Genomic DNA, 26,590 nt, shown 5'->3' with positions numbered 1-26,590 from the left:
GCTACCCGGAGAGGTTGAAGTTGCCGGACCCGCCGTAGACGGCGAGTGAGATGAACAGGGTGATGACGACGACGACGATCAGCGAGGTGCGCACCGCCTGGCCGACGGCGATGCCGACGCCGACGGGTCCGCCGGAGGCGTTGTAGCCGTAATAGGTGTGGACCAGCATCACCGCGACCGACATCACGATGGCCTGCAGAAAGGACCACATCAGGTCGGTCGGCACCAGGAACGTGTTGAAGTAGTGGTCGTAGAGGCCCGCGGACTGCCCGTTGATGAACACCGTGGTGAATCGCGCGGCGAAGAACGACGCCAGCACGGCCAGCGAGTACAGCGGGATGATCGTGATCAGCCCGGCGATGAGCCGGGTGGAGACCAGGTAGGACACCGAGTGGACGGCCATCGACTCGACGGCGTCGATCTCCTCGGCGACCCGCATCGCCCCGAGTTGGGCGGTGGTACCCGCCCCGATGGTGGCGGCCAGCGCGATACCCGCGACGATCGGCGCCACCACCCGAACGTTGAGGAACGCCGAGAGGAACCCGGTCAGGGCCTCGATACCGATGTTGCCCAGCGACGAGTAGCCCTGCACCGCGATGACGCCGCCGGAGGCCAGCGTCAGGAACGCCGCGACGCCCACGGTGCCGCCGATGATCGCCAGGGCCCCGGTCCCCATCGTCATCTCGGCGATCAGCCGCACCGTCTCGCGCCGGTAACGGTTCAGCGCGTTGGGGATGTAGCGCAGCGATTCGCCGAAGAACAGCGCCTGCTCGCCGAAGCTGTCGAAAGTCTTGGGCAGCCCGGCGACGAATCGTCGGAAGCGCAGCGTGGCGTCGTAGCTCATGACTCCAGCACCCGCACGCCGATGGCCGTCATCAACACGTTGATGACGAACAGACAGATGAAGGCGTAGACGACGGTCTCGTTGACGGCGACGCCGACGCCCTTGGGGCCACCCTTGACGGTCAGCCCGCGGTAGCAGCCCACCAGGCCGGCGACGACGCCGAACAGCAACGCCTTGACCTCCGCCAGCAGCAGTTCGGGCAGGCCGGTCAGCACCGTCAGCCCGTTGATGAACGCCCCGGGGTTGACGCCCTGCAGGAAGACGGAGAACGCGTAGCCGCCGGCCAGCCCGATGGCACAGACCAGTCCGTTGAGCAACAGCGCCACGAACGTCGAGGCGAGCACGCGCGGCACCACCAGTCGGTGGATCGGGTCGATGCCCAGCACCCGCATGGCATCGATCTCCTCGCGGATGGTGCGCGCGCCGAGGTCCGCGCAGATGGCGGTGGCGCCGGCGCCGGCAACCACCAGCACGGTCACCACCGGGCCCAACTGGGTCACGGTGCCGAAGGCCGTGCCGGCGCCGGAGAGGTCGGCCGCGCCGATCTCACGCAGCAGAATGTTGAGGGTGAACGCGACGAGCACCGTGAACGGGATCGACACCAGCAGCGTCGGGACCAGCGAGACCCGCGCGATCATCCACGTCTGGTCGAGGAACTCCCGGAACTGAAACGGGCGCCGGAACATCGTCCGGAAGGTTTCGATCGACATTTCGAAGAAGCCGCCCACGGCCCGAGCCGGAACCGCGAGCTGTTCGATCAACCTGGGTTCCCTTCTCGCTCGAGATGGCTTGTCCGACGTCCGTTTACAACCATGGCGAAGACCGCGCAAACGCGGTCCCGACCTCCGTGTTCATCCCTGGGGCAGAGGCCTACCCAGTGAGACGGATCATAGTAACTAGAACGTGTTCGCAGTGTCAAAGCTCCGATAATGAGACATAATCCTTGAATTTGTCCAGGTCACAGCGATTGTGACGAACACCATTCTAGAACGTGTTCTAACCGCAGATCTCCTCACTCCACCCGGTCGGCGGCGTCAGTCGTCGAGGAGGCCCACGGACGAAAACATCCGATCGGGATCCCGGTCGGCAAAGTAGCTCCCCACCGCCTCACCCAGCGCTGCGGGATCCCACGCGTCACCCGTCGCGCTGAAGGTCTGTTCCAGCACGGGCGCCGCCACCAGCGCCACAGATGGACCATAAACGATGAAGACCTGCCCGTTGACCGCTTCGGACGCAGGCGCTGCCAGGTACCGCACGAGCGTGACGACGTGCTCGGGCGACAGGCTGTCCACCTCACCGTCGGCGAGGTCCGGCGCCGCGCCGAACGTCTCCGCCGTCATCGGCGTCCGGGCCCGCGGGCAAATCACGTTCGCGCGCACGCCGTACCGGCTCAAACCCCGCGCGGCCGAGACCGTCAGGGCGGTGATGCCGGCCTTGGCGGCCCCGTAGTTGGCCTGCCCCGGGGGACCCCCGAGCCCGGCCTCCGAGGAGGTGTTCACCAGGCGGCCATAGACCTTCCCGTCCTCGGACTGCTTAGCCTTGTTCCGCCAGTAGGCGGCCGCATTGCGGGTGAGCAGGAAATGGCCGCGCAGATGCACCGCAACGACAGCGTCGAAGTCCTCGTCGGACATGTTGAACAGCATTCGGTCCCGGGTGATGCCCGCGTTGTTGACGACGATGCTCAACCCGCCCAGACCGTCGGCCGTGGCCACCAGTTCGTCGGCGGTGGAGCGCGCGCTGACGTCACCGGCGACCGCGACGCCCTTGCTACCGGCCGCGGCGATCTCGTCGAGCACATCGGAAGCGTCGAGCGCCTTGGCGATGTCGTTGACCACGACCGTCGCCCCGGACCGCGCCAGACCGATGGCCTCGGCGCGACCCAGGCCGGCCGCGGCGCCGGTCACCACGGCGACCTTCCCGGACAGGTCCAACGCGGCCGAATCCTGCGTCACGTTCGATGTCACTTACGAATACCTCTAGTCTTCCCGGCTCAGCGCGGCGCGCGGGCACTCCGCGATCGCCTGCTGGGCGAGTTCTTCTTGGTCGGCAGGCACCACGTCGACCTTCATCACGGCGTACTCGTCGTCGTCGAGATCGAAGAGGTCCGGGGCAATGCCCACGCAGATCGCGTTACCTTCACATCGGTCGCGGTCAATGTGCACCCGCATGACAATCTCCTCCCACTCCTGTTCAGGGGCTGGTCCGACTGGCTCGCAATCAGAATAGGACCCCTGGGCCCTGGGGTCAGTCTTGCACCGTTGTGGACCCCAAGACTAGAACGTGTTACAACCGATGCGGTAAACGGGTCGTCCACACTCAGCGGACCGCCCGAGACGCGAGGGAGCGCGCATGCGGATCGGCTTCACCCCGGAGCAGGAGGAACTACGCCGCGAGTTGCGGGCGTACTTCACCAAACTGATGACGCCCGAGCGCGCCGACGCGCTGGCGTCGAACGACGGCGAAATGGGCCGCGGCAACGTCTACCGCGAAACGGTCGCGCAGATGGGCAAGGACGGCTGGCTCACGCTGTCCTGGCCGAAGGAGTTCGGCGGTCAGGCCCGACCCCCGATGGACGGCCTGATCTTCAACGACGAGGCCGCCATTGCCAACGTCCCGGTCCCGTTCCTCACGATCAACAGCGTCGCGCCGACCATCATGGCGTTCGGCACCGAGGAGCAGAAGAAGTTCTTCCTACCGCGCATCGCCGCCGGCGACCTGCACTTCTCCATCGGCTACTCCGAGCCCGGCGCCGGCACCGACCTGGCCGCGCTGCGCACCACGGCCGTGCGCGACGGCGACGAGTACGTGATCAACGGCCAGAAGATGTGGACCAGCCTGATCGCCTACGCCGACTACGTCTGGCTGGCCGCGCGGACCAACCCCGAGGCGAAGAAGCACCGGGGCATTTCCATGCTGATCGTGCCCACCACCGCCGAGGGATTCTCGTGGACGCCGGTGCACACCATGTCCGGGGTCGACACCAGCGCGACCTATTACCAGGACGTCCGGGTGCCGGTCACCAACCTGGTGGGCGAGGAGAACGCCGGCTGGAAGCTGGTGACCAACCAGCTCAACCACGAGCGCGTCGCCCTGGTGTCGGCGCAGCCCATCTTCGTCGCGCTCGACGGCGTCCGGGAATGGGCCCAGAACACCAAGGACGTGCACGGCAACCGGCTGATCGATTCGCAGTGGGTCCAGCTGAACCTGGCCCGCGTGCACGCCAAGGCCGAGGTCCTGAAGCTGATCAACTGGGAGCTGGCCTCGTCGGAGGACGCGGCGCCATCACCGGCGGACGCGTCTGCGGCCAAGGTGTTCGGCACCGAACTGGCCACCGAGGCCTACCGCCTGCTGATGGAGGTGCTGGGGACCTCGGCGACGTTGCGGACCGACACACCGGGGGCGCTGCTGCGGGGTCGGATCGAGCGCATGCACCGGTCCTGCCTGATCCTCACCTTCGGTGGCGGCACCAACGAGATTCAGCGCGACATCATCGGCATGGTCGCGCTCGGCCTGCCCCGGGTCAACCGCTAACGGAAAGCAGGGATTCACATGGACTTCACCTGGCCGGAAGCCGCCGACGACCTCGGCGGCCTGGTTCGCACCATCACCGAATCCGTCTGCACGCCCGAACATCAGCGGATGCTCGACGGGCTCGAGGAACGGTTTGACAAGGACCTGTGGGCCAAGCTGGCCGAGGCCGATGTGCTCTCGACCGCGGCGCCGGAGAGTCTCGACGGCGGCGGCTATGGGGTGCTCGAGCAGACCGCGGTGCTGGAGGCCCTGGGCCGGCAGCTGGCCGCGGTCCCCTATCTGGATTCGGTGTTGCTGGCCGCCGGGGCGCTGGCTGCCTTCGGATCAACTGCGCTGCAGGAACAGTGGGCCAAACCCGCCGTCGCCGGCAGCAAGGTGCTCACCGTGGCGCTGGCCGCGGAGATGGGCCAGGGCCCCGTCCGCGCGCACTCCGACGGTGCCGGCTACCAGCTCACCGGCGCCCGCACGCAGGTGGGTTACGCCGCCTCGGCCGAGGCGTTCCTGGTGCCGGCCGAAACCGAGTCCGGGACCGCGGTGTTCCTGATCTCCGCCCAGGATCCCGGTGTCACGGTCACCGCCTTGAGCACCACCGGCCGCGGCAGCGTCGGACACCTGCAACTGCAGGCCGTGCCCGTGGACTCCGATCGTCTGGTCGGTGATGTCGCGGTCGGCCAGGAGGTCCTGGATTGGTTGACCGCCCGGCAACTGTTGGGGCTGACCGCCTATCAGCTCGGAGTCCTCGACCGCGCCCTGGAGCTGACCGCGCAGTACGCCCGGGAACGCGAGCAGTTCGACCGCCCGATCGGTAGCTTCCAGGCGGTGTCGTCTCGGCTGGCCGACGGCTACATCGACGTCAAGGCCCTGCGCCTGACGCTGACCCAGGCCGCGTGGCGGCTCTCGGAGAACCTGCCGGCCGCGGTGGACCTGCGTAGCGCCGCTTTCTGGGCAGCCGAGGCCGGACACCGGGTCGCGCACACCGCGGTGCACGTGCACGGCGGGGTGGGCATCGACATCGACCACCCGGTGCACCGGTACTTCCTGGCCGCCAAGCAGACCGAGTTCGCCCTCGGCAGCGCCACCGGCCAGTTGTTGGCCATTGGCGGCGAACTGGCCGAGACCCCCACCTGATCCGTGAGCACCAGTGATTTGGGCGTGATCGCACACGGTGACCGTGGCGGATCACGCCAGAATCGCGCGACGGTGTCGGGGCTGTTGGCCGCGCTGGCCGAGGTCGACGACCGCGGGGTGTACTCCGGGGACGACCCGGACGCGCCTGTGTCGTTCGTGAGCTGGCGCGAGCACATCCAGGCGGGTGCCGACTTGGCCGCGGCGCTGTCCGCCCGCCTGCGCCCGGACGCCCCGCGGCACGTCGGCGTGCTGCTCGGCAACACGCCGTTCTTCGGCACGGTGCTGGTCGCCGCGGCGCTCGCCGGCATCGTCCCGGTGGGATTGAATCCCACCCGGCGCGGGGCGGCGCTGCAGCGCGACATCGACAAGGCCGACTGCCAGTTGGTGCTCGTCGATTCCAGCGGACGCGACGCCGCGGCGGGACTTTCGGTCGTGGACGTCGAATCCGATGATTTCGCCGCCGAACTGGCGGGCCACCGGGGCGCACCGGTCGCCTTCCGGCAGGCCGACCCCGACGACTTGTTCATGCTCATCTTCACCTCCGGAACCAGCGGCGACCCGAAGGCGGTGCGTTGTACGCACGAGAAGGTCGCGGTGCCGGGCGTGATGCTCGCCGAGCGCTTCGGCCTGGGTGCCGCCGACACCTGCTATCTGTCGATGCCGCTGTTCCACTCCAACGCGGTGATGGCCGGATGGGCGCCGGCGGTCGCCGCGGGGGCCTCGATTGCGTTGCGGCGCAAGTTCTCCGCGTCGCAGTTCATCCCCGACACCCGCCGCTTCGGCGCCACGTATGCGAACTACGTCGGCAAGCCGCTGTCCTACATCCTGGCCACCCCCGAGCGCGCCGACGACACCGACAACCCCCTGCGGGTGGCCTACGGCAACGAGGGCGCGCCGCGCGACCTGACCCGGTTCGCCGAGCGGTTCGCGGTCCAGGTGGTCGACGGCTTCGGATCCAGCGAGGGCGGGGTGTCCATCGCCCGTACCCCCGACACCCCGGACGGCGCGCTGGGCCCCCTGGTGGGCGGCATCGACATCGTCGACGTCGAGACCGGCGATCCCTGCCCACCGGGCGTCATCGGCGAGCTGGTGAACACCGCGGGTCCCGGGCAGTTCCGCGGCTATTACCGGGATCCGGAGGCCGAGGCCGAGCGGATGTCCGGCGGCATGTACCACAGCGGCGACCTGGCTTACCGCGACGAGGCGGGCTTCGCGTACTTCGCCGGCCGCCTCGGCGACTGGATGCGGGTCGACGGGGAGAACCTCGGCACCGCGCCCATCGAGCGGATCCTGATGCGTTACCCGGGGGTCACCGAGGTCGCGGTATATCCGATTCCCGACCCGGCCGTCGGCGATCAGGTGATGGCGGCCCTGGTACTACCGGACGTCGATGCGTTCGACGTCGACGACTTCGTCGAGTTCCTCAGCCGGCAAGGCGATCTGGGACCCAAGCAGTGGCCGTCCCAGCTCCGGTTGAGCACCGCGCTGCCACGCACCGAGACCTTCAAGGTGCTCAAGCGGCAGCTGAGCGCCGAGGGCACCGACTGCGCCGACCCGGTCCTCCCCATCCCCCGCCCAAACTCACCTTTGGGCCGATAAGTGCGAGTGGTTTCCGGCATTTCGTCGATCTCGGCGCAGTATTCGGACCTGTCTAACCGAGCAGCGACGGGATCACGGCCTCGATCAGGTGCGGGCCGGGCTCTTCGAACGCCCACGCCAGCGCCGCGGCGAGCGCCTCGGCGGTGGTAGCCCGGCGGGCGGGGACTCCCATCCCCTGGGCCAGCTGCACGAAATCCATTGTGGGACGACCGATGTCGAGCAGATCACGCGCCTTGGGTCCAGGGTCGGTGGCCGCTTCGGCTCCGACGCGCTGCAGTTCGATCCGCAGGATGTCGTAGGCCCCGTTGTTGAGGATCACGGTGGTGACGTCCAACTGTTCCCGTGCCTGCGTCCACAGCGCGGAGACGGTGTACATCGCGGCACCGTCGGCCTGCAGCGACAGCACCGGGCGATCCGGGGCCGCGATTGCCGCGCCCACCGCCGTCGGCATCCCGTAACCGATGGCCCCACCGGTGAGCGTCAGCACGTCATGCGCGGGGGCGCCGGCCGTGCCGGCCGCCAGGGTGACGCCGGCCGTGTTGGACTCGTCGACGATGATGGCCCGCTCGGGCAACATCGCGCCGACGACGGCCGACACCGACACCGCGGTGAGCGGGCCGCTCGGCATCTCGGGGCGTCCCGGCGGCGCCACGGCGGCCTCGGTGCCCGGCGCCAGCTCGTCGGCCAGTTGCTCCAACGCCGCTGCGGCTCCGGCATATTCGGCCAGGGTGTGCACCCGGCAGCCGTCGGGAACGAGGTCGCTGCGCTTGCCCGGGTAGGCGAAGAACGACACCGGCGACGCGGCACCGGCCAGGATCAGATGCTGCGCGCCGGCCAGCTGCGCCTCGGCGGCCTCGGCGAAGTAGCCCAGCCGGTCGACCGCGGGCACGCCGGCCCCGCGTTGCAGCCGGGTGGGGAAGGTCTCGCAGAGCACGCGGGCGCCCGTGGCCGCCGCGATTCTGGTCGCGGCCGACAGCCCCGCGATCCGGGTCGCGTCGCCCCCGATCAGGATCACTGTGCGGGCGCCGGAGCGCAGCACCTCGGCCGCGGCGCGCACCGCGCCGTCGTCGCGCTGCGCGCCGCGGGTCGACGAGATCGACTGCCCCGCATCAGGTATCGAGGCTTGGTTCCAGGACACATCGGCGGGCAGGATCAGCGTGGCGACCACCCCGGACCGGCCGGCCGCCACCGCGGCACGGGCATCGGCGGCGATGTCGGCCACGTTCTCGGTTCGGTGCACCCAGCCCGAGACGCTGCCGGCCAGCGCCTCGATGTCGGATTCCAGCGGTGCGTCGTAGCGCTTGTGGTAGGTCGCGTGGTCGCCGACGACCACCAGCATCGGGACGTGCGCGCGACGGGCGTTGTGCAGGTTGGCCAGCCCGTTGGCCAGCCCCGGCCCCAGGTGCAGCAACACCGCGGCCGGCTTGTCGGCGATGCGGGCGTAGCCGTCGGCCGCACCGGTGGCCACGCCCTCGAACAGCGCCAGCACGCTGCGCATTTCGGGGACATCGTCCAGGGCGGCCACGAAATGCATCTCCGAGGTGCCCGGATTGGCGAAGCAGACTTCGACGCCCTCGTCCACCAGCGTCGACAGCAGGGTCCGGGCACCGTTCACGGTCGGCTCACCTCGGGTTCGATGCAGACCCGGAAACCCTGTAGCTCGTCGGCCGTCATCGTGGTCGACTCTAGCCCAGCCGACGACGCCGCGACCGGCGTCGCGGGGTCAGCCCTCGCGGATGGCGTCCAACCGCTTGGACGCGTCCTCGAACCCGCTGACCAGCTCGGCGATGATGTCGGCGACCGGCCGGATCTCGTTCATCCGGCCGACGATCTGTCCGACCGGCATTGCGACCGTGGTCGGGTCGGTGGATTCGCTCATCCGCTGATGCGCCTCGCTGACCAGGATGTTCTGCAGCGGCATCGGCAACGGCTCGGGGGCGCCCTCGGCGTCCCAGGCATCGGTCCAGCGGCTCTTGAGCAGCCGGGCCGGCTTACCGGTGTAGATCCGGCGGCGCACGGTGTCGGCGGAGGTGGCCTTCAGCATGGCCTCCTGCACCACCGAGCGGCCGGACTCCAGCCGCACCCCGAGGTCGTATTCGGCGGCCGTCAGGAACGCCGAGCCCATCCACACGCCCTGCGCGCCCAGCGCCAGCGCGGCGCCCACCTGGCGGCCGGTACCGATGCCGCCGGCGGCCAGCACCGGGGCCTTGCCGTCGAGGGCGTCGACGATCTCCGGCCACAACACCATCGACCCGATCTCACCGGTATGTCCGCCGGCTTCGTGGCCCTGCGCGACGACGATGTCGACGCCGTTCTCCACGTGCCGCAGCGCGTGCTTGGCCGAACCGGCAAGGGCCGCAACGGGAACGCCGGCGGCGTGCACCTGGTCGATGACGTCCTTGGGCGGGGAGCCCAGCGCGTTCGCAATGAGCTTGATGGGGTGCTTGAGCGCGACGTCGACGTGGCTGCGCGCGACCGAGTGCAGCCAGCCCAGCACGCCCTCGTTGCGGTCGTTGTCCTCGGACAGCGGCGGAACGCCGAGTTCGGCCAGCGTCTTGTCGACGAAGTCCCGGTGGGTCTGCGGGATCAGCTTGTTGATGTCGACGGCGCTGCCCTCGGTGGGCACCTTGGCGGGCATCACGACGTCGACGCCGTACGGCTTTCCGTCGGTGTTCTCGTCCATCCAGCACAGGACGTTCTCGAGGTCGTCGGGGTCGTTGAACCGCACGCACCCCAGGACGCCCAGGCCGCCGGCGCGGGTGACCGCGGCCGCGACCTTCTCCGACGGGGTGAAGACGAAGATCGGGTATTCGATGCCGAACCGATCGCAAAGTTCCGTACGCATTTAGGTTTTCGCTCCCTGTGTGGCCGCATGGTTGGCGTGCACCTCGTCGGCGGGGCGCGCCTCGGTCTGCTCCTTGGCCCAGCGGTAGTCGGGCTTGCCCGCCGGGGACCGCTTCACCTCATCGACCAGCCAGAGACTGCGGGGCACCTTGTAGCCCGCGATCTCGGCGCGGACGACGGCGTCCAGGTCCGTCAGCGACGGCCGCGTCCCCTCGCGGGGTTGCACCACCGCGGCGACGTGCTGGCCGAACCGCTCGTCGGGGACGCCGACGACCAGCGCGTCGAACACGTCCGGGTGCCCCTTGAGCGCGGCCTCGACCTCCTCGGGGTAGATCTTCTCGCCGCCGCTGTTGATCGACACCGACCCACGGCCCAGCATGGTCACGCTGCCGTCGGCCTCGACCTCGGCGTAGTCGCCGGGGATGGCGTAACGCACGCCGTTGATCGTCTTGAACGTCTCCGCGGTCTTCTTCTCGTCCTTGTAGTAGCCGACGGGAATGTGGCCTCGCTTGGCGAGCACGCCCCGGACGCCCGAACCAGGTTGCACCTCGTTGCCGTCGTCGTCGAGCACCACGGTGTTCTTGTCGATGGTGACGCGCGGGCCACCGGTGTGCGACTCGCCCTTGGCCACGATGCTGGTGCCGCCGAAGCCGGTCTCCGAGGAGCCGATCGAGTCGGTGATGATGCGGTTGGGCAGCAGCTCGAGGAACTTCTCCTTGAGGCTGGTCGAGAACAGCGCCGCGGTGCTGGCCAACAGGAACAACGAGGACAGGTCGTACTCCTTGCCGGCGGCCTGGGCCGCGAGCAGCGAATCGAGCAGCGGCCGCGCCATCGCGTCACCGGTGAAGAACAGCAGGTTGACCTTGTGGTCGTGGATCAGCTGCCAGATCTGGTCGGCGTCGAACTCCGGCGTCAACACCACGGTGTGGCCGGTGAACAGCGCCATCCAGGTGGCCGACTGCGTGGCGCCGTGGATCATCGGCGGGATGGGCAGCCGGATCATCGGCGGATTGTCCTTGGCCTGCTGGGCCAGGCCGTGCTCGTCGGCGATGGGCTCCCCGGTCGCAAAGTCGGTGCCGCCGAACAGGACTCGGTAGATGTCCTCGTGGCGCCACATCACGCCCTTGGGGAAGCCGGTGGTCCCGCCGGTGTAGAGCAGGTAGATGTCGTCCTGGCTGCGCGGCCCGAAGTCCCGTTCAGGCGATCCCTGCGACAGCGCGGTCTCGAATTCCACGCCGCCGTAGCGCTGGTAATCGCCGTCGCTGCCGTCCTCGACCACCAGCACCGTCTTGACGTTCGGCGTCTCCGGCAGCACGTTGGCCACCCGATCGGAGTACTGCCGCTCGTGGATCAGCGCCACCATGTCCGAGTTGTCGAACAGGTAGCGCAGTTCGCCCTCGACGTAGCGGAAGTTGACGTTCACCAGGATGGCGCCGGCCTTGACGATGCCCAGCATCCCGATCACGATCTCGATGCGGTTGCGGCAGTACAGGCCGACCTTGTCGTCCTCCTTCACGCCCTGGTCGAGCAGGTAATGCGCCAACCGGTTGGCGCGCTCCTCGAGTTGGGCGTAGGTCAGCTGTTCGTCGCCGCAGATTAGGGCGACCCGGTCCGGCACAGCGTCGATGGCGTGCTCGGCAAGATCAGCGATGTTGAGGGCCATGGCTCCTAAACTAGAACGTGTTACATTTCGAGACAAGTTTCTGACAAAGATGCAGGAAGGCGGGTCCCTCGTGAGCGACGCTGAGAGCGCCACCGAACAGCCTCACGCGCTGGTTGAGCAGCGCGGACACACGTTGATCGTCACGATGAACCGGCCGGAGCGCAAGAACGCCCTGACGGGCGAGATGCTCTCGATAATGGTCGAGGCCTGGGACCGTGTCGACAACGATCCGGAGATCCGGAGTTGCATCCTGACCGGCGCCGGCGGCGCGTTCTGCGCGGGCATGGACCTGAAGAACGCCAACAAGCAGGCGCCCGGGGACACCTTCAAGGCCGGCTACGACCCGACGCGGATCGACGGCCTGCTCAAGGGCCGCCGGCTGACCAAGCCGTTGATCGCCGCCGTCGAGGGCGCCGCGATCGCCGGTGGCACCGAGATCCTGCAGGGCACCGACATCCGGGTCGCCGGCGAGAGCGCCAAATTCGGCGTGTCGGAGGCCAAGTGGAGCCTGTACCCGATGGGCGGTTCCGCGGTGCGCCTGGTCCGGCAGATCCCCTACACGATCGCGTGCGACATCCTGCTGACCGGCCGACACATCACCGCCGCGGAAGCCCGGGAGTTCGGCCTGATCGGCCACGTGGTGCCGGACGGTTCGGCGTTGGACAAGGCGCTCGAGATCGCCGAAACCATCAACAACAACGGGCCGCTGGCCGTGCAGGCCATCCTCAAGACCATTCGCGAGACCGAGGGCATGCACGAGAACGAGGCCTTCATCCCCGATACCAAGAACGGCATCCCGGTGTTCTTGTCCGAGGACTCCAAGGAAGGCCCCCGCGCGTTCGCCGAGAAGCGCAAGCCGAACTTCCAGATGAAGTGATCCGGCCGGGGCTTCTTCGCCGGCCACCTCCGGCTCGACCCTGCGGTTTCGTCCGCAACACGCCGCTGGGGCGGAGGAATACGCAGTCTCGCGGTGGCAGGCACGGTTGGCCGTACCTGCTGGTTCGGCGCGCGGTCCGCGGCGTCTGATGAGCGTGCCGCGCCTGCTGCCAGAGCTGTGGATGACGGTCCGCCCCGACGCGCCGAGGCTGCAAACATCCCCGGCATGTCCATGCCCGAATGGCCATTTCGCGCCGCGGAGGCGGTGGCGAACGGTGAGCTGACTCCGCGCGAGCTGCGCCGACTTTACAGCGGCGTCTACCCGGGCGTCTGGGTTCCGCGCGGGGTCGAACTGTCCGCGAGGCAGCGAGCCAAAGCAGCCTGGTTGTGGTCGCGGCGCCAGGGCGTGCTGGCCGGGCTGTCCGCCTCGGCGACGCTCGGTGCGAAATGGGTGAAAGCGGGCCTGCCGGCCGAACTGGTCCATCGCAACCTTCGCGCGCCGGCCGGGATCACGGTCTACAACGATCACTTGCCGATCACCGAGATCGGTGTGGTTGCCGGCATGCGCGCCACCACCCCGGCTCGTACGGCATTCGATCTCGGCAGACGCCTGCCCCTCGTCGAGGGCGTGCAACGCATCGACGCGCTACTGAACGCAACTGGCAACAAAGTCGCCGACGTCGAGGCCGTCATGGCCGCGCATCCGGGTGTCCGAGGTTTGCGGCAGTTGCGGGAAACTTTGGCCTTGGTCGACGACGGAGCCGAGTCACCGTACGAGTCGCTGACACGAGTGCTGCTGGTGCAAGCCGGATTTCCACCGCCCGAGACCCAAATCGAGGTTCGCGACGAGTTCGGCGTGGTATTCGCGCGTCTTGATTTCGGCTGGCGAGAGTTCGGCGTCGGGGTCGACTTCGACGGCGCCCACCATTGGACGGATTCACGCCAGCGAACCTGGGATGTCGAGCGCTACGCCCGGTTACCGGAGCTCGGGTGGATGGACATCCGAGTGACCGCCGGGATGTTGCACAACACCCCACGAGTGGTCATCGAACGGGTGGGAGCGGCCTTGATCGCCCGCGGCTGCCCAAGACGTGGTGAACCTGCGTATTCGTCCGCCGCAGCGGCGCGCCGCGAAGGAAACGGCAATGTCGACGACGGTCGCTCCGCGCCAACCAGCCCTGGCTACGAATAGCCCTCGCGAAGCTGCGAAATCGTCCGCTGCAGCGGCGCGCCGCGTACGAAACCGCAGTGTCGGCGGCAATCTCGCCACAAGCCTCGCCCCGGAGGCTGCCGAGCCCGACGGGACACCCAGAGCGCCCTCAGCCGAGGCGTGGGCCCGGGGTGAACACCACCGGCATCTCCTCGAGCCCGCTGACGAAGTTGGCCGGCCGCAGCGGCAAGCGGTTCTCGTCGGCCAACCGCAGGTCCGGCATCCGAGCGATGACCCGCGACAGCATCAGCTTCAGCTCCAGACGCGCCAGCTGATTGCCCATGCAGAAGTGCGTGCCGAAGCCAAACGCCAGGTGGCTGTTCGGATTCCGGTCGATGCGGAAGTTGTCGGGGTCCTCGAAGACGGTCTCGTCGAAGTTCGCCGATTCGAACATCAGCATGATCTTCTCGCCGGCCTTGAGCTCGGTGCCGTGGAAGTCGATGTCCTGAGTCAGCGTGCGACACATGTTCTTCACCGGCGAGGTCCAGCGGAGCATCTCCTCGATCGCATCGGGGAGCAGATCGGGGTTGGCCACCACCTGTTCCCACTGATCGGGGTGCCGCAGCAGCGCCTCGGTGCCGCCGGAGAGCGTGTGCCGGGTGGTCTCGTCGCCGCCGATGAGGATCAGCAGCGTCTCCATGACGATCTCGTCGTCGGAGAGCTTCTGGCCCTCGACCTCGGCGTTGACCAGCACGGAGAACAGGTCTTCGGTGGGTTCGGCGCGACGCTTGGCGATGACGTCCATGGTGAACGCGGTGTACGCGGCGAACGTCTCCATCAGCTTGGTGACGGCCGACTCGTCCAGATGCGAACTCAACCCGCAGACCAGGTCGTCGGACCAGGTCAGCAGCATCTCGCGCTCCTCGGGCAGCACCCCGAGCATGTCCCCGATGACGGCCATCGGCAGCGGCGCAGCGATGCTGCGCACGTAGTCGCATTCGCCGGCCTCGATGACCGAGTCGATGAGCGTGTCACACAACCGCTCGATCGACGGCAGCTTGTCCATCACCCGCTTGCGGGTGAAACCGGCGTTGACGAGCTTGCGGCGCAACAGATGCGCGGGGTCGTCCATGTCGATCATGTACGGCATGCCCGGCTGATCGGGCCGGATGCCACCGGTGCTGGAGAACACCTCGGGATTGCGTTCGGCGTCCAGCACGGCCTGATACGTGGTGGCCGCGGCCAGGCCGTTGCGGTCGCGGAACACCGGCTGGTTGGCGCGCATCCACTTGTAGGCCTCCCGGGCGCCGCCGTCGGCGTAGAAGGTGCCGTCGGTCAGGTCGACGTCGAGGATGGTGGCAGTCATCGGTCTCCCTACTCCCTTGCCCAGTCAGCGGATCTCGGTGGCGTCGCCGAAGGTCATCTCGACATTGGCAGAAGATTGGCTGGCGAACGGCCGTTTGGGCAGACCGAGCGCGCGCAGTTCATCGGCGTACGGGTGCGCACCGAGCCGCAACCGGGCCCCACCCGGGCGGGCCCGCATCCCGGAATTCCTCATCTCCCAAGGGATTTCACGGGTGACCCCTCCGGTGTGGCTGTAGGTGGTCAAGACCTGAGGCTTGGCGGTGAACGACGACGGGACCGGCAGCCCCGGCCGGAATTCGATGCCCGCGATCAAGGCGCCGCCCTCGGAGACGTCGAAGTCGAACGTTCGCGACTCCCGCACCGTGAAGTCCGCCATGATCTTCGGGAAGCCCCAGATCTGCCGGCCGGCTTCCAGCGTGAAGCCCTGATTGACCGGCAGGTGATGGATGAACGCGGCGGCCGACGCCAGCGCCCGGGGCCCTTTCGCCGTCGACCCCGGCGGGTTGACCATCACCGCGGTGCCGAACTCGTGGTACTTGCCGAGATCGCCGTCGATGTAGCGGACCAGCATCAGCATGGTGACGGCCCGCCCCGGCAGGTGCTCGCACACCCGCAGCCCGCTGTAGTCGATCATGCGCTGCGCGGCCGCGGCCGGCACCGAGAACATGGCGACGTGGGTGTCGGCCGTGCGGATGCGCACCGGCATCGTCAGCACGGTCCCCTGGATCGTGTGGGTGGAGCCAAGTGTGTCGGTCATCACGTCCCAATCTAGAACGCGTTCTAGAAACAGGCAACCACCCCCGCCGCAGGGGTTACACCAGCTCGGTCAGGTCCCGGATCTGCTCCGTTGTCCGGGCTCCGACGACCATCATGGTCACCCCGGCGGCTTCCCAGGCCGCGATTTGCTTACGGACGTAGTCGATGTCACCGACGATGGCGGCGTCGTCGACCAGCTCGTCGGGAATGACCTTCGCCGCCTCGTCCTTCCGGTCGGAGCGGAACAGCCGGGTCACCTCGTCCACGACGTCGCTGTAGCCCATCCGGCGGTACACGTCGGCGTGGAAGTTCGTGTCCTCGGCGCCCATGCCGCCCATGTAGAGCGCCAGATGCGGCTTGATCAACTCCAGCACGGCCGGCCGATCATCGGTCACCACCACCTGCGCGGTCGCGCAGATCTCGAAGTCCTCGCGGGTCCGGCGAGCCCCGGGCCGGGCGAAGCCCTCGTCGAGCCACTCGTTGTACATCGGCGCCAGCCGCGGGCTGTAGAAGATCGGCAGCCACCCGTCGCAGATCTCGGCCGCCAGCGCCACATTCTTGGGGCCCTCGGCACCGAGCATGATCGGGATGTCGGCGCGCCGCGGGTGGGTGATCGGCTTGAGCGCCTTACCCAGGCCGGTAGTGCCCTCCCCCGACAGCGGCAACGGGTAGTGCGGTCCGGGGCTGGTCACCGGCGCCTCGCGCGCCCACACCTGCCGGATGATGTCGATGTATTCGCGGGTCCGCGCCAGCGGCTTGGGGAAGCGCTGGCCGTACCAGCCCTCCACCACCTGCGGGCCCGAGACGCCCAACCCGAGGATGTGCCGGCCACCCGAGAGGTGATCCAAGGTCAGGGCTGCCATCGCGCAGGCCGTGGGGGTGCGCGCGGACAGCTGGATCACCGACGTGCCCAGCCGCATCCGGGTGGTCTCCCGCCCCCACCACGCCAGCGGCGTGTAGGCATCCGAACCCCACGCCTCGGCGGTGAAGACGGTGTCGAAGCCGGCGTCCTCGGCGGCCGCGACGAGTTCGGCGTGGTTGGTGGGCGGCTGCGCGCCCCAGTAGCCCAGTTGCAAACCCAGCTTCATCGGATCCGACCCAACTTTCCCTAGTGCCGTCCCGGGTGTTGCCGACCCGTTCTTGCCACGATTCTTAGAACCTGTTCTACTCGATGCCGTGAACGCCAGTCAGAGCAGCCCGTCGCTGATCGATGACCATGAGCCGCCGCTGTCCGCACCGCTGAAGCTGTCCTTTGACTACACCCGTTCAGTCGGGCCGGTCCTCGGTCAGTTCTTCACCGCACTGCGCGAGCGCCGCATCGTCGGCATCCGCGGATCCGACGGCCGGGTGCACGTGCCACCGGCCGAATACGACCCCGTCACCTATGAGCGGTTGAGCGAGATCGTACCGGTGTCCAGCGTGGGCACCGTCGTGTCGTGGGTGTGGGTGCCCGAGCCGGTGGCCGGGCAACCCCTGGATCGCCCCTTCGCCTGGGCGCTGATCAAACTCGACGGCGCGGACACCACGCTGTTGCACGCCCTGGACGTCGCGTCCCCCGACGACATCAGCACCGGCGCGCGGGTCCATGCGCACTGGGTCGACGAGCCCGTCGGCGCCATCACCGACATCGCCTACTTCGCCCTGGGCGACGAGCCCGAGGCGGCCCCGGCCGCAGCCGGTGACCAGGAACCCGTGACGATGCTCGTCACCCCCATCGAGGTGGAGATCCAGCACAGCGCGTCCCGGCCGGAAAGTGCCTACCTGCGCGCCCTGCAGGAAGGCCGGCTCGTCGGTGCCCGCCGCGGCCCGGACGGACCGGTGTACTTCCCGGCGCGCGAGGCCGACCCGAAGACCGGGCAGACCCTCGACGAACTCGTCGAACTGCCGGACAAGGGCATCGTGACCACGTTCGCGGTGATCAACATCCCGTTCGCCGGGCAGCGCATCAAGCCGCCTTATGTCGCGGCCTACGTGCTGCTCGACGGCGCGGACATCCCGTTCCTGCACCTGGTCACCGACATCGATCCGGCCGACGTCCGGATGGGCATGCGCGTCGAGGCGGTCTGGAAGCCCCGCGAGGAGTGGGGCCCGGGGATCGACAACATCGACTACTTCCGGCCCACCGGCGAACCGGACGCCGACTACGACTCGTTCAAGCACCACCTCTAGAGAGGCGCACCGTGACAGACATCGCAGTGGTCGGGTTCGCGCATGCCCCGCATGTGCGGCGCACCGACGGGACCACCAACGGCGTCGAGATGCTGATGCCGTGTTTCGCCGCGCTCTACGAGGAGTTGGGCATCACCAAGGCCGACATCGGCTTCTGGTGCTCCGGCTCGTCGGATTACCTTGCCGGGCGGGCCTTCTCGTTCATCTCGGCGATCGACTCCATCGGGGCGGTGCCCCCGATCAACGAGTCGCACGTGGAGATGGACGCCGCGTGGGCCCTCTACGAGGCCTACATCAAGTTGCTGACCGGTGAGGTCGAGACCGCGCTGGTGTACGGCTTCGGCAAGTCGTCGGCCGGCACGCTGCGCCGGGTGCTGGCGCTGCAGACCGACCCCTACACCGTGGCGCCGTTGTGGCCGGACTCGATCTCGATGGCCGGGCTGCAGGCCCGCCTGGGACTGGATTCCGGCAAGTGGACCGCCGAGCAGATGGCGCAGGTCGCCCTCGACGCGATGGCCGCCGGCGGGCGCCCCGACTCGGTGGAATCCGCCGCCGGCGTCGACGAGCTGCTGGCCCGTCCGCTCTACGCCGATCCGCTGCGCCGCCACGACATCGCGCCCATCACCGACGGCGCCGCGGCGATCGTGCTCGCCGCCGGCGACCGGGCCCGCGAACTGCGGGAGAACCCGGCCTGGATCACCGGTATCGAGCACCGCATCGAGACGCCCATCCTGGGCGCCCGGGATCTGGTGAGCTCCCCGTCGACCGCCGCGTCGGCGCGGGCCGCCCTCGGCGGCGATGCCGCCTCGATCGAGGTGGCCGAACTGCACGCGCCGTTCAGCCACCAGCAGTTGATCCTCACCGAGGCGATCGGGCTGGGCGACTCGACCAAGATCAACCCGTCCGGTGGCGCGCTCGCCGGCAATCCGATGTTCTCGGCGGGCCTGGAGCGGATCGGCTTTGCCGCCCAACACATCTGGAACGGGTCCGCGCAACGAACCCTGGCCCATGCCACCAGCGGGCCGGCCCTGCAGCAAAACCTGGTCGCTGTTCTCGAGGGAAGGGCCAACTGACGATGACCAAGCAACTGGCAGCGGTACTGGGCACCGGGCAGACGAAGTACGTCGCCAAACGCAAAGACGTCTCGATGAACGGGCTGGTCCGGGAGGCCATCGACCGGGCGCTCGCGGACTCCGGGTCCACCATGGACGACATCGACGCCGTGGTGGTCGGCAAGGCGCCCGACCTGTTCGAGGGCGTGATGATGCCCGAGCTGTTCATGGCCGACGCCACGGGCGCGACCGGCAAACCGTTGATCCGGGTGCATACCGCCGGCTCGGTGGGCGGTTCGACCGCGATCGTGGCCGCCAGCCTGGTGCAGTCCGGCAAGTATCGCCGGGTGCTGACGATGGCCTGGGAAAAGCAGTCCGAGTCGAATGCCATGTGGGCGCTGAGCATTCCGGTGCCGTTCATCAAGCCGGTGGGCGCCGGGGCCGGCGGGTACTTCGCGCCGCACGTCCGCGCCTACATCAACCGGTCGGGAGCACCCAAGCACATCGGCGCCATGGTGGCCGTCAAGGACCGGCTCAACGGCGCCAAGAACCCGTTGGCGCATCTGCATCAGCCCGACATCACCGTGGAGAAGGTGATGGAGTCCCCCATGTTGTGGGATCCCATCCGCTACGACGAGACCTGCCCGTCGTCCGACGGCGCGTGCGCCATGGTGATCGGCGACGAAGAGACCGCCGACGCCCGGGTCGCCGACGGACACCCGGTGGCGTGGGTGCACGCGACCGCCCTGCGCACCGAGCCGCTCGCCTACGCCGGACGCGATCAGGTCAGTCCGCAGGCCGGCCGTGATGCCGCGGCGGCGCTGTGGAAGGCCGCGGGGATCACCAGCCCGATCGACGAGATCGACGTCGCCGAGATCTACGTGCCGTTCTCCTGGTTCGAGCCGATGTGGCTGGAGAATCTCGGGTTCGCCGCCGAGGGTGAGGGCTGGAAGCTCACCGAGGCGGGCGAGACCGCGATCGGCGGGAAGATTCCGTTGAACGCCTCCGGCGGCGTGCTGTCGTCAAATCCCATCGGCGCCTCCGGCATGATCCGGTTCGCCGAATCGGCGATCCAGGTGATGGGCAAGGCCGGCGACCATCAGGTCGAAGGAGCCCGCAAGGCGCTCGGCCACGCCTACGGCGGCGGTTCGCAGTACTACTCCATGTGGGTGGTCGCCAGCGACAAGCCGGTGTGAGGCCGGCCACCTCCGGCCCCGGGACGCGCACATCTCAGTCTCTTAACAGCTCAGCCACGTAGGGTGGGGAAATCGGACACCTCAGTCTGATTTCCCGTACCCACGCACGTAAGAGCTGAGATTGGCACGCCACAAATACCTCACCGCACCGCCCGGACGTCTGGCCCGGGGCTGTTGCGGCGCGGCGATCGCGGCCGTACTCGCCCTCGGCGTCTCCGCCTGCGGCGACCTGCCGTCCGATCCCGCCGCGCTCGAGCAGTCCACGACATCCCCGACCACCACTGCGTCGAGTCCCTCGTCCCCGACATCGACGACCTCGGTCGCCAACAAGGCCGACCTGGCCGTCGACTACCGGCACCTGCTGCTGCAGGCCGAGCACATCAGCGACGACGAGGACACCTTCACCGCGCGGTCGGTGGACACCAATCCGCGCGGGCTGCCCGGCGCGAGCGCATTCTTCGTCAACGCCGAGGACGACCGGGCCATCTCCAACACGATCGTGTTGTACCCGGATGCGGCCACCGCGACCGAAACCCTGAAGGCGGCCACGGAGGCCTTGCACACCAAGGTCGTCGGCGGCACCCCGCAACCACTGGCCGTCGGCACTGACGGTGTGGTGATCTCCGGGACCTCGCCGGCGGGCGACAAGGCCGTCACCCAGGCGCTGTTCACCGAGGGGCGCGCGCTGGTCCGGTTGGACTTCGAGAGCGCGGTCGGCGACGCCACCTCCGAGCAGTTCGTCACCAACGTCGCCAAGATGCAGATGATCGCCCTGCAGACCGGGTTGCAGGACACGGAGTAATTCGCCGGGGCTTCGGGTATGCCGCAGGTCACGCCCCCGTCGTTGCGGGAACCGGGGTCAAAACTGTAACGTGTTCTAGTTAGAGAGACTGGAGGCGCGAAGTGACGACTGAAACAGCCCACAGCGGCATTCGCGAGATCGACACCGGCACCCTGCCCGACCGCTACGCCCGCGGCTGGCACTGCCTGGGACCCGTGAAGAATTTCTTGGACGGCAAGCCGCACAGCGTGGAGATCTTCGGCACCAAACTCGTGGTGTTCGCGGACTCCGCGGGCGACTTGAAGATCCTGGACGGCTACTGCCGGCACATGGGTGGCGACCTGTCGCAAGGCACCATCAAGGGCGACGAGGTCGCCTGCCCGTTCCACGACTGGCGCTGGGGTGGCGACGGCAAGTGCAAGCTGGTGCCCTACGCCAAGCGCACGCCGCGGCTGGCCCGCACCCGGGCCTGGCACACCGACGTCCGTGCCGGACTGCTGTTCGTCTGGCATGACCACGAGGGCAACCCGCCGCAGCCCGAGGTGCGGATTCCCGACATTCCGGAGTGGGCGAGCGGCAACTGGACCGACTGGAAGTGGAACACGCTGCTGATCGAGGGCTCCAACTGCCGCGAGATCATCGACAACGTAACCGACATGGCGCACTTCTTCTACATCCACTTCGGTCTGCCGACGTACTTCAAGAACGTCTTCGAAGGGCACATCGCCTCGCAGTACCTGCACAACGTGGGCCGGCCGGACGTCAACGACATGGGGACGGCCTACGGCGACGCCAAGCTGGATTCCGAGGCTTCCTACTTCGGCCCGTCGTTCATGATCAACTGGCTGCACAACACCTACGGCGACTTCAAGGCCGAGTCGATCCTGATCAACTGCCACTACCCGGTGACCCAGGATTCGTTCGTGCTGCAGTGGGGCGTCATCGTCGAGAAGCCCAAGGGACTCGACGACGCGACCTCCGAGAAGCTGGCCGACGCCTTCACCGACGGCGTCAGCAAGGGCTTCCTGCAGGACGTGGAGATCTGGAAGCACAAGACCCGCATCGACAACCCGTTGCTGGTCGAGGAGGACGGCGCGGTCTATCAGATGCGTCGCTGGTATCAGCAGTTCTACGTCGACGTCGCCGACGTCACCCCCGAGATGACCGATCGCTTCGAGCTCGAGGTGGACACCACCGCGGCCAACGAGAAGTGGCACGTCGAGGTCGAGGAGAACCTCCGCCGGCAGGCCGAGGCCAAGGAGCAGCAGGCCTCCGAGGTCTCTGGATGAGTTCCGGCAAGAGGACCCCCGACGTCGACGGCCTCGCGCGGTCGATGGTCCTCTTGCATGGCGGCCACGACGATCACGACGAGCACGACCACACCACCGACGACGGGGACGCGGCCCCGGCGGGGTCGTGGAGCAAGGCACCGAGTTTCGCCGCCGATCCCGAACGCGCCGCCGCCGTGCGGGCCGCCACGGCCGCGGATCGGGAGCGCTACCTGACCGCCGGGTTGGCGCCGGTCGATTGCCGGTTCTGTCACGCCACCGTTTCGGTGAAGAAGCTGGGTCCGGAATATACTGCCGTGCAGTGGAATTCCGAGGCGGTACAGCGGTGCGCGGTGTTCAGCGAGGCTCGCGCCGAGGGCCGGCAGGCCCCGATGCGGGCCTGCCCCAAGCTGTCCGACAGCATCAAGCACGCGATCGCCGAGGGCTGCCTGGAAGCCGTGTCCAGCGCCCCGTCGCCCGGCGACGGTTGACCTGCTTTCGCCGGGAGCAACGGTGACCGACCGGCAGCGCTTCGGCCAGCTGGAAATCCTGCGGTTCGAAACCGGCTGGGTGCGAACCAACTGCTACCTGGTGTTTCACCACGCCGACCGGGAAGCCTTGATCGTCGACCCCGGCGACGGCGCGATCTCCCGGGTGCATGAATTGGTACGCGAGCATCGGCTGGCGCCGCGGGCGGTGCTGCTGACCCACGGCCACCTGGACCATGTGTGGTGCGCCCAGCGGCTCTCCGACCACTACGGCATCCCGACCTGCATCCACACCGCGGATCGGCCGATGCTGGTGAACCCGATCCGGGGCGTGGCGCCCAAGCTGGTGCAACGGATGGTCGGGGCGTTCTGCTCGGAACCCGAGCAGGTGGTGGAGCTCTCCGACGGCAGCCAACTGACGCTCGGCGGGCTGAACGTCGCCGTCGACCACACGCCCGGCCACACCCCGGGCTCGGTGACGTTTCGGGTGGCCGACCCCCAGCATCCCGACCTGTTGTTCACCGGCGACACCCTGTTCAGCGGCAGCGTGGGACGCACCGACTTCGAGGGCGGCAGCGGCAATCACCTGCTGGGCTCCATCATCAACAAGCTGCTGGTGCGCGACGACCGGGCCTTCGTGCTGCCCGGGCACGGCCCGCAGAGCACCATCGGTCTGGAGCGCCGCACCAATCCGTTCCTGCAGCCGTGATCAGAGCCCGGCGAAGCGCTCCCTGACCTGCTCGGCGGTCAGCCCGTAATCCGCCAGCGAGTAGGTGTGCTTCGGCGAGCGGGGTCCCTGTTGACTCGCTTCGTGCATGTCGCGCATCGCCTGGCGGCCCGCATCGGACAGCTCGAGGCCGAAATGCGTGTAGATGCCCGCGACGGTCTCGATCGGATCCTTGACGAAGTCGCCGTAGTCGATGTCGCAGAACTGCGCCGGATCATGTTTGGCGCGTTCGGTATTGAACAGTTCGAGGCCGCGGGACCAGGTTTCCAGCGCGTCCGCGCCGATCCGCTCACCCACGAAACGGTTCGACCAGCCCGCGGTGGTGTGCGCGGACAGCGAGCACATCGAGGCCATGATGGTCTCCGCCGGCCGGTGGCACTGCACCACCAGGGCGTCCGGGTAGGTGGCCATCAGCGCGTCCAAGGCGAACAGGTGGCTGGGATTCTTGAGCACCCAACGCTTCTCGGTGTCGTTGAGTCCGATCAGCTGCAGGTTCTTGCGGTGCCGTCGGTACGGCTCGGTCCAGTCCTGCTGCGACAACCACCGCGCGTAGGTGGGCACATGCGCCAGCGTTTCGTAGGATACCGAGTGCAGCGACTGGCGCAGCAGCTGCCAGCACTCCTCGACCTCGTCGGCGGTCATGTAGTGCAGACCCAGGTACTCGGGATCTTCGTTGTGTGCCTTGGCGAATTGGGCGTCGAGCTGCTGGAACACCGGGTTCTGCGCCCACGTGTCCCGCGGCGGTCGCGGCTGCGGGAACTCCGCCAGCCACAACTCCAGGCCCTGATGGGCCGGGTCCGCGGTCAGCAACCGGTGCAGGGCGGTGGTGCCGGTGCGGGGCAGACCGGTGACGAAGATCGGTCGCTCGATCGCGACCTCGGCGTGTTGCGGATGCTGCTTCCACGCCGCCTCCGACATCAGCCGCGCCACCAACGCGTTGCGCAGGAAGAACCGGCACATCTTGCTGCCGAACTCGGTGAGGTCCTCGTCGCGCTGGTAGGACTCCAGCAGGACGGCGAGTCCCTCACGGTAGTTGTCGTGATCGGCGCCGAAATCGTCGAGACCGACAGCCTTGGTCGCCGAGGCGTGCAGGTCCTCGACCGTGCCGACGTTCGTGCGGGGACTCAATGGTCGACTCCCGCTCGCTCCGGTCCTCGCTCGTACCTCGCCGCGATCCTCACTTCGCTTCGCCTCCCGCTCATGCCTTGTACTCCCCGCAGTTCACGTCGAGGGCCTGGCCGGTGATGCCGCTGGCCAGATCGCTGGCCATGAACAGGATCGCCGAGGCCACCTCGTTCTCGGTGGGCAGGCGCTTGAGGTCCGAGGCCGCGGCGGCCGCCCGGTAGATCTCGTCGACGGTCGTGCCGTATTTGCCGGCCTGATGGTTGAAGTAGCCCTCCAGGGTGCCACCCCAGATATAGCCGGGCAGAATGGAATTCACCCGGATCCCCTGTTCCCCCAACTCGGTGGCCAGCGACTGCGACATGGCCAGCAACGCGGACTTCGCCATCTTGTAGGCCCCGTACTTGGCCTGTGAGTGCCGCACCACCATGGAGTTGACGTTGACCACCGCCCCCTTGGACTCGGCCAGCGCCGGGGTGAACCCCTGGATCAGCCGTAGCGCCCCGAACACCGTCAACTCGATGGCCTCGCGCATGTGCTCGAAGGTGGTGTCGGCCAACGGCTTCATGGAGGGCACCCGGAACGCGTTGTTGATCAGAACATCGACCCTGCCGAAGTTCTGCATGGTCGTCGCAACCAGGTTCTGCACCTGCTCCGCATCGGTGATGTCGGTGCCCACCGCCAACGCCTTGCGCCCGGTGGCGGACACCTGCTCGGCCACGTCGTCGAGGCGCTCGACCGTCCGGGCGGCCAGCACCACGTCGGCGCCGGCCTCGGCGCAGCGGCGCGCCAGCGTCGTGCCCAGCGCGGGGCCGACACCGCTGATCACCACTACTTTGTCCTGCAGCAATCCGGTCATCTCCTACCCCAGCATCCTGTTGGCGATCTGCTGCTGACGCAAGGCGATCCGCGCGCGCCAGGCATCCTCGGCGATCTTGTTCGATTCGTAGTAGGGCAACGCCGACGCGACGTCGGCCACGTCCACCAGTTCCACGGTGGGGCCGTCGGCCTCGGTGAGCTCGCGGGACAGCCGCTGCCAGCGGAACTGCAGATAGCCGCGGCGGTGCCCCAGCGTCTCGCACCAGTTGGTGACTCCCGGATTGGCGTCGGAGACCACGATCCGGATCTTGCCGTCCGGATCGACCTGCGCCTGAGTCCCGTTGAGCGAGGTCTGATGGTTGATGTAGTCCAGCGAGATGTACCACAGGCTGCCGAGCTGGAAGCCCATGTACGGGGCGTCGGAAGCCGGCACGGTGATGACCAGTGCCTGCTCGGGAGCCAGGTCGAAATGCCCGGCCGACGAGTACTGGGTGGCCAGACCACCGGGGGTGAGTCGCGGGGCCACCATCGTGTTGACCGGGATGTTCAGATAAAACCACTGCGGGAACTGCAGCCACGTCTTGACCCGCTGCACCAGCTGCTTACCCGCGACGGCGTAACGCTTTTCGATGATCTGCCGGCTCAGCGGCGGGGGTGCGGTACCCGCGGTGTCGGTGCGCGCCACGGTGATGGTTCCGCGCCGCGCGGACCAGTCGTTGTACACCTCGCGGATCAGCAACTGCGACGGGGCGCTCGGGGTCACCCGCCATTCGAAGCTGCCGTCGGCGGCGATGTCGAGTTCCCGGTCGTCGAACGCGGCCTGGCTGGGTGGCACGTTGTTGTCGGTGTACTCGCCGCCGAGCATCTGAAAGCTCAGGTCGGTGGTGGTGCCCCGGACCCCGGTCACCACGTACTCCTTGCCGGGCTGCACGCGGGTGCCGAAGTACAGCGTGTCCGGGTTGTCCAGGCCCATCTTGGTGTACGGGCCGGTGCCCGACTGCAGCACGGGATGGTCGCGGTCGTAGTCGAACCCGAGGTGGATGCACGCCGAGATGCAGCCGGCCAGATACTGCAGGCCCTCCAGCAAGTCGGCCTCGGACTCGATGTGCGACGCCTCGGCGACCAGCCGTTCGGCCTCGGCGATCGCGTCGACCAGTGGTTGCGAATACATCGCCCCGCCTTTCGGGTGGTCTGCCGATCCCACCGCTTGTT

Annotated in this window: 25 protein-coding genes; 12 read left to right on the top strand and 13 right to left on the bottom strand. The window is 68.1% G+C overall.

Translation table 11 applies throughout. From position 1 onward, the window contains the following. Position 1 precedes the first annotated feature (1 nt). The 4 genes from R2K23_RS02490 to R2K23_RS02475 all read right to left on the bottom strand — a co-directional run bounded on the left by R2K23_RS02490 (position 2) and on the right by R2K23_RS02475 (position 3,012). Positions 2 to 844, bottom strand: coding sequence for an MlaE family ABC transporter permease (locus R2K23_RS02490; protein WP_316513993.1), 843 nt, complete (start codon positions 842 to 844; stop codon positions 2 to 4). Next, positions 841 to 1,605, bottom strand: a complete 765-nt coding sequence (locus R2K23_RS02485; RefSeq protein ID WP_316513992.1) for an MlaE family ABC transporter permease — start codon at positions 1,603 to 1,605, stop codon at positions 841 to 843. The genes R2K23_RS02490 and R2K23_RS02485 overlap by 4 nt, the downstream gene beginning before the upstream one ends. Before the next feature lie 273 nt (positions 1,606 to 1,878). Beyond that, positions 1,879 to 2,808 (bottom strand): 3-oxoacyl-ACP reductase, encoded by a 930-nt coding sequence (locus tag R2K23_RS02480; RefSeq protein ID WP_396892908.1) that lies wholly within the window; start codon positions 2,806 to 2,808, stop codon positions 1,879 to 1,881. Between the two features lie 12 nt (positions 2,809 to 2,820). Further along, positions 2,821 to 3,012, bottom strand: a complete 192-nt coding sequence (locus R2K23_RS02475) for a ferredoxin (protein ID WP_316513991.1) — start codon at positions 3,010 to 3,012, stop codon at positions 2,821 to 2,823. 181 nt (positions 3,013 to 3,193) lie between these two features. On the opposite strand from R2K23_RS02475, the gene R2K23_RS02470 reads away from it, so the two are divergent. Genes R2K23_RS02470 through fadD17 form a run of 3 tightly spaced genes read left to right on the top strand, consistent with a single transcriptional unit; the run spans position 3,194 to position 7,102 of the window. Then, on the top strand, positions 3,194 to 4,375 hold the full coding sequence (locus R2K23_RS02470) for an acyl-CoA dehydrogenase family protein (protein WP_316513989.1): 1,182 nt from the start codon (positions 3,194 to 3,196) through the stop codon (positions 4,373 to 4,375). An 18-nt stretch (positions 4,376 to 4,393) separates the two neighbouring features. Further along, positions 4,394 to 5,503: an acyl-CoA dehydrogenase family protein gene (locus R2K23_RS02465; RefSeq protein ID WP_316513988.1), complete on the top strand. Its 1,110-nt coding sequence runs from the start codon at positions 4,394 to 4,396 to the stop codon at positions 5,501 to 5,503. A gap of 24 nt (positions 5,504 to 5,527) precedes the next feature. Continuing rightward, positions 5,528 to 7,102, top strand: a complete 1,575-nt coding sequence (gene fadD17, locus R2K23_RS02460; RefSeq protein ID WP_316517011.1) for a long-chain-fatty-acid--CoA ligase FadD17 — start codon at positions 5,528 to 5,530, stop codon at positions 7,100 to 7,102. A gap of 52 nt (positions 7,103 to 7,154) precedes the next feature. On the opposite strand, the gene R2K23_RS02455 is transcribed toward fadD17, so the two are convergent. From R2K23_RS02455 to R2K23_RS02445, 3 genes are all read right to left on the bottom strand, one after another. Further along, positions 7,155 to 8,717, bottom strand: a complete 1,563-nt coding sequence (locus R2K23_RS02455; protein ID WP_316513987.1) for an acetolactate synthase large subunit — start codon at positions 8,715 to 8,717, stop codon at positions 7,155 to 7,157. Between the two features lie 108 nt (positions 8,718 to 8,825). After that, the gene (locus tag R2K23_RS02450) at positions 8,826 to 9,947 is read right to left on the bottom strand and encodes an NAD(P)H-dependent flavin oxidoreductase (RefSeq protein ID WP_316513986.1); all 1,122 of its coding nucleotides are present in this window, start codon (positions 9,945 to 9,947) and stop codon (positions 8,826 to 8,828) included. Beyond that, positions 9,948 to 11,609 (bottom strand): acyl-CoA synthetase, encoded by a 1,662-nt coding sequence (locus tag R2K23_RS02445; RefSeq protein ID WP_316513985.1) that lies wholly within the window; start codon positions 11,607 to 11,609, stop codon positions 9,948 to 9,950. A 49-nt stretch (positions 11,610 to 11,658) separates the two neighbouring features. On the opposite strand from R2K23_RS02445, the gene R2K23_RS02440 reads away from it, so the two are divergent. Both R2K23_RS02440 and R2K23_RS02435 read left to right on the top strand, forming a co-directional pair. Beyond that, a complete protein-coding gene (locus tag R2K23_RS02440) occupies positions 11,659 to 12,486 on the top strand; it encodes a crotonase/enoyl-CoA hydratase family protein (protein WP_396892905.1) in 828 nt (275 codons plus the stop codon). A gap of 225 nt (positions 12,487 to 12,711) precedes the next feature. Next, entirely contained in the window at positions 12,712 to 13,677 is a 966-nt protein-coding gene (locus R2K23_RS02435) for a hypothetical protein (protein ID WP_316513983.1), read from the top strand. Positions 13,678 to 13,804: 127 nt separating this feature from the next. On the opposite strand, the gene R2K23_RS02430 is transcribed toward R2K23_RS02435, so the two are convergent. From R2K23_RS02430 to R2K23_RS02420, 3 genes are read right to left on the bottom strand one after another with little or no spacing between them, the layout of a single operon-like run. Continuing rightward, positions 13,805 to 15,001: a cytochrome P450 gene (locus R2K23_RS02430; RefSeq protein WP_316513982.1), complete on the bottom strand. Its 1,197-nt coding sequence runs from the start codon at positions 14,999 to 15,001 to the stop codon at positions 13,805 to 13,807. A gap of 24 nt (positions 15,002 to 15,025) precedes the next feature. Then, positions 15,026 to 15,757, bottom strand: a complete 732-nt coding sequence (locus R2K23_RS02425; protein ID WP_316513981.1) for an acetoacetate decarboxylase family protein — start codon at positions 15,755 to 15,757, stop codon at positions 15,026 to 15,028. Positions 15,758 to 15,812: 55 nt separating this feature from the next. Then, positions 15,813 to 16,844: an LLM class F420-dependent oxidoreductase gene (locus tag R2K23_RS02420; protein WP_316513980.1), complete on the bottom strand. Its 1,032-nt coding sequence runs from the start codon at positions 16,842 to 16,844 to the stop codon at positions 15,813 to 15,815. An 88-nt stretch (positions 16,845 to 16,932) separates the two neighbouring features. Here R2K23_RS02420 and R2K23_RS02415 point away from each other — a divergent pair, with 88 nt between their 5' ends. From R2K23_RS02415 to R2K23_RS02385, 7 genes are all read left to right on the top strand, one after another. Further along, entirely contained in the window at positions 16,933 to 17,925 is a 993-nt protein-coding gene (locus R2K23_RS02415) for a Zn-ribbon domain-containing OB-fold protein (RefSeq protein ID WP_316513979.1), read from the top strand. A gap of 11 nt (positions 17,926 to 17,936) precedes the next feature. Then, complete coding sequence (locus tag R2K23_RS02410) at positions 17,937 to 18,998, top strand: thiolase domain-containing protein (RefSeq protein WP_316513978.1); 1,062 nt, start codon at positions 17,937 to 17,939, stop codon at positions 18,996 to 18,998. 2 nt (positions 18,999 to 19,000) lie between these two features. Then, positions 19,001 to 20,173: a thiolase domain-containing protein gene (locus R2K23_RS02405; RefSeq protein ID WP_316513977.1), complete on the top strand. Its 1,173-nt coding sequence runs from the start codon at positions 19,001 to 19,003 to the stop codon at positions 20,171 to 20,173. A gap of 121 nt (positions 20,174 to 20,294) precedes the next feature. Then, complete coding sequence (locus R2K23_RS02400) at positions 20,295 to 20,975, top strand: hypothetical protein (RefSeq protein ID WP_316513976.1); 681 nt, start codon at positions 20,295 to 20,297, stop codon at positions 20,973 to 20,975. A gap of 101 nt (positions 20,976 to 21,076) precedes the next feature. After that, positions 21,077 to 22,243, top strand: a complete 1,167-nt coding sequence (locus tag R2K23_RS02395) for a Rieske 2Fe-2S domain-containing protein (protein ID WP_316513975.1) — start codon at positions 21,077 to 21,079, stop codon at positions 22,241 to 22,243. Further along, a complete protein-coding gene (locus R2K23_RS02390; RefSeq protein ID WP_316513974.1) occupies positions 22,240 to 22,713 on the top strand; it encodes a hypothetical protein in 474 nt (157 codons plus the stop codon). Before R2K23_RS02395 ends, R2K23_RS02390 begins: the two co-directional genes overlap by 4 nt. 22 nt (positions 22,714 to 22,735) lie before the next feature. After that, the gene (locus R2K23_RS02385; RefSeq protein ID WP_316513973.1) at positions 22,736 to 23,419 is read left to right on the top strand and encodes an MBL fold metallo-hydrolase; all 684 of its coding nucleotides are present in this window, start codon (positions 22,736 to 22,738) and stop codon (positions 23,417 to 23,419) included. Here the strand turns inward: R2K23_RS02385 and R2K23_RS02380 are convergent, their stop codons facing one another. From R2K23_RS02380 to R2K23_RS02370, 3 genes are all read right to left on the bottom strand, one after another. Further along, entirely contained in the window at positions 23,420 to 24,565 is a 1,146-nt protein-coding gene (locus R2K23_RS02380; RefSeq protein ID WP_316513972.1) for a sulfotransferase family protein, read from the bottom strand. 70 nt (positions 24,566 to 24,635) lie between these two features. After that, positions 24,636 to 25,418: an SDR family oxidoreductase gene (locus tag R2K23_RS02375; protein WP_316513970.1), complete on the bottom strand. Its 783-nt coding sequence runs from the start codon at positions 25,416 to 25,418 to the stop codon at positions 24,636 to 24,638. Between the two features lie 3 nt (positions 25,419 to 25,421). Next, on the bottom strand, positions 25,422 to 26,549 hold the full coding sequence (locus R2K23_RS02370; RefSeq protein ID WP_316513969.1) for a hypothetical protein: 1,128 nt from the start codon (positions 26,547 to 26,549) through the stop codon (positions 25,422 to 25,424). Between the last annotated feature and the right edge of the window lie 41 nt (positions 26,550 to 26,590).

The organism is Mycolicibacterium sp. MU0050 (assembly GCF_963378085.1).
In the GTDB taxonomy this organism is placed as follows: domain Bacteria; phylum Actinomycetota; class Actinomycetes; order Mycobacteriales; family Mycobacteriaceae; genus Mycobacterium; species Mycobacterium wendilense.
This window is presented reverse-complemented; position numbering and strand designations above follow the sequence as displayed.

Bases quoted from the DNA above. Each gene is read 5' to 3' on its own strand.
- R2K23_RS02465 (WP_316513988.1), top strand. From the start codon at position 4,394: ATGGACTTCACCTGGCCGGAAGCCGCCGACGACCTCGGCGGCCTGGTT.
- R2K23_RS02490 (WP_316513993.1), bottom strand. From the start codon at position 844: ATGAGCTACGACGCCACGCTGCGCTTCCGACGATTCGTCGCCGGGCTG.
- R2K23_RS02445 (WP_316513985.1), bottom strand. From the start codon at position 11,609: ATGGCCCTCAACATCGCTGATCTTGCCGAGCACGCCATCGACGCTGTG.
- R2K23_RS02435 (WP_316513983.1), top strand. From the start codon at position 12,712: ATGTCCATGCCCGAATGGCCATTTCGCGCCGCGGAGGCGGTGGCGAAC.
- R2K23_RS02370 (WP_316513969.1), bottom strand. From the start codon at position 26,549: ATGTATTCGCAACCACTGGTCGACGCGATCGCCGAGGCCGAACGGCTG.
- R2K23_RS02390 (WP_316513974.1), top strand. From the start codon at position 22,240: ATGAGTTCCGGCAAGAGGACCCCCGACGTCGACGGCCTCGCGCGGTCG.
- R2K23_RS02420 (WP_316513980.1), bottom strand. From the start codon at position 16,844: ATGAAGCTGGGTTTGCAACTGGGCTACTGGGGCGCGCAGCCGCCCACC.
- R2K23_RS02425 (WP_316513981.1), bottom strand. From the start codon at position 15,757: ATGACCGACACACTTGGCTCCACCCACACGATCCAGGGGACCGTGCTG.
- R2K23_RS02430 (WP_316513982.1), bottom strand. From the start codon at position 15,001: ATGACTGCCACCATCCTCGACGTCGACCTGACCGACGGCACCTTCTAC.
- R2K23_RS02440 (WP_396892905.1), top strand. From the start codon at position 11,659: ATGCAGGAAGGCGGGTCCCTCGTGAGCGACGCTGAGAGCGCCACCGAA.
- R2K23_RS02470 (WP_316513989.1), top strand. From the start codon at position 3,194: ATGCGGATCGGCTTCACCCCGGAGCAGGAGGAACTACGCCGCGAGTTG.
- R2K23_RS02475 (WP_316513991.1), bottom strand. From the start codon at position 3,012: ATGCGGGTGCACATTGACCGCGACCGATGTGAAGGTAACGCGATCTGC.
- R2K23_RS02405 (WP_316513977.1), top strand. From the start codon at position 19,001: ATGACCAAGCAACTGGCAGCGGTACTGGGCACCGGGCAGACGAAGTAC.
- R2K23_RS02375 (WP_316513970.1), bottom strand. From the start codon at position 25,418: ATGACCGGATTGCTGCAGGACAAAGTAGTGGTGATCAGCGGTGTCGGC.
- R2K23_RS02450 (WP_316513986.1), bottom strand. From the start codon at position 9,947: ATGCGTACGGAACTTTGCGATCGGTTCGGCATCGAATACCCGATCTTC.